This is a genomic window from Microbispora sp. H10885 (assembly GCF_014161415.1).
GTDB lineage: Bacteria > Actinomycetota > Actinomycetes > Streptosporangiales > Streptosporangiaceae > Microbispora > Microbispora triticiradicis.
On the sequence record NZ_JABBWY010000028.1, the window covers coordinates 1 to 2,216 of the forward strand.

A 2,216-nucleotide genomic window follows, 5' to 3' on the forward strand; every position below is an offset into this window, starting at 1 on the left:
TGTCAACGGACTCCCGATAGTGACCCCCAGCGGTTCCGGGAACTTTAACCCCCCGGGGTTGGCTCAGTCGCGGTTGGCGCGGTTCTCCTTGGCCAGCAGCTCGCGGCGTTGGCGGGTGCGGTAGGAGTCGCCGGTGAGGGTGAGGACCTCGGCGTGGTGAACAAGCCGGTCGATCATCGCCGCAGCGACGACGTCGTCGGAGAAGGTCTCCCCCCACCGGCCGAAGGGCAGGTTCGAGGTGACCATGATCGAGCCCTGCTCATAGCGGGACGCCACCAGCTGGAAGAACAGGTTGGCCGCGTCCTGATCGAAGGGGATGTAGCCCACCTCGTCAACGATGATCAGCTTGTAACGGCGGATCTTCTTCAGCTCGGTCTCCAACTGCCCGGAATGGTGCGCGGCCGACAGCCGGGTAATCCAGTTGCTGGCGGTGTCGAACAGCACCGAGTAGCCCGACTGGCATGCCCTGACCCCAAGCCCGATGGCCAGGTGGGTCTTGCCGATTCCGGGTGGCCCGAGCAGGATCACGTTCTCGGCCTTGGCGACGAAGGTGGCGGTGGCCAGGTGGGCGAGCACGTCACGGCGCAGTGAGGGCAGGTGGTCGAGGTTGAAGTCCTCCAGGGTCTTGACCTGGGGGAAGTGGGCGGTGCGGATGCGCATGACGGTGCCCTTGGATTCGCGGTCGGCGACTTGACGCTGCAGCAGCGCGGCCAGGTACTCCTCATGCGACCAGTTCTCCTCGCGGGCTTGGGCGGCCAGTTCCTCCCAGAACGCGCCGATGGTCGGCGTCTTCAGTACCCGGGTGAGGTAGGCGATCAGCGACGGCAGGCCGTCCTTGGGCGGTGCGGCCGGCATCACCTGCGGCGTTGTGGCGGCTGTGGTCACTGGCTGCTCGCTTCCGTGCTGTGTGCGGATGGGTCGAAGTCGACACCGAACAGGGCGTCGTAGTCCGGCAGCGCCCGCAGCATGACGGCATGGCCGTCGGTGTGGAAGCGGGTGGCTGCCTGACGGCTGTGCCGCTCGGCGGCCAGCGCCTGGCGCATCGCGGCGGCGGCGTGGGCGTGGGCGGGGTCGGTGACCACGCCGTGCTTGGCCCAACTACGGGCGTGGCAGGCCACGACCTGGCCATCGCAGACCACACGCACCTCCTGCGGAGAGGCGGTGACCTCGACGAACCGCCCGATGGCGCGGGGATCGACGGAGTAGTCCACGGTGTCGACCCGCACGTAGTAGTCACGCCCGAGCCGGACGCGGTGATGCAGTCCGGTCGCAGGGGCCAGCGGCGGCAGCGGCAGCATCGACTGGTAGTCGACCTCCAGCAGGTCCACCGGGCGGCCCTGGATCGAGCGGACGGTCCGGGTATTGGCCTGGGCCAGCCACCCGGTCAGTTGCTCGTTGAAGTCCGCCGGTGAGGCGAAGGTCCGCCCCGGCAGGAACGAAGTCTCCAAGAACCCGTTGTGGCGTTCGACCAGGCCCTTGTATTCCGGATCCCTGGGCGGGGCCAGCTTGATCTGTGTGGCCAGCGTGCCCGCGAACGCCGCTGCCGGGACGCTGACGCGTCCGGTGCCGCCGATCGCCGACTCCCGGTCCCACAGCAGGGTCGTGGTCACCCGGCCGATCCCGCTGATCAGCGCCCACATGCCCGACAAGATGTCCCCCGCCTGGCGGGAGGGGATCATCGTCGCGGTCATGAACCGGGAGAACGCCAGCGTCATCACCAGCACCGGCAGCATCCGCTGCTGCCCCTGACCGACCGGGATCCGCGGCTCGGGAAACCACAGATCGCACTGCGTGAGCTGGCCGGGCTGATAGGTCACCCGATCCACCGGATCGATGCCGACATACTCCGGGCGGATACGCGCCAGCAGCTTCTTCAACGGCCCTTCGGAGTACGGCCAGCCGATCCGCTGCGCGATCACCGGCACCGGCATCTTCGGCCACTCCCGCAAAAGCGCCCGCACCTGCGGCTCGTAGGCATCGGCCACCGAGCCGCGACGGGCCCGCTCGTACTTCGGCGGCCGGTCAGAGGCCAACGCCGCCCGCACCGTGTTACGGGCCACGCCCAGCCGCCGGGCGATCTCCTTGATGGGCACGCCCTCTGCCCGATGCAGACGGCGTATCTCCGCCCAGTCCTCCACCTTCAGCACCCTCCAAGGTCTCGGAGGGGGTCAGTTTTCGGAGTACCTCAGGGGGTCAGTTTTCAGGATCCGCCGACA

Annotated in this window: 2 protein-coding genes; both read right to left on the minus strand. The window is 68.3% G+C overall.

From position 1 onward, the window contains the following. Positions 1-63: 63 nt before the first annotated feature. A complete protein-coding gene (gene istB, locus HHX37_RS35305; protein WP_310740678.1) occupies positions 64-885 on the minus strand; it encodes an IS21-like element helper ATPase IstB in 822 nt (273 codons plus the stop codon). Then, complete coding sequence (gene istA / locus HHX37_RS35310) at positions 882-2,147, minus strand: IS21 family transposase (protein ID WP_182888172.1); 1,266 nt, start codon at positions 2,145-2,147, stop codon at positions 882-884. The genes istB and istA overlap by 4 nt, the downstream gene beginning before the upstream one ends. Positions 2,148-2,216: the final 69 nt, after the last annotated feature.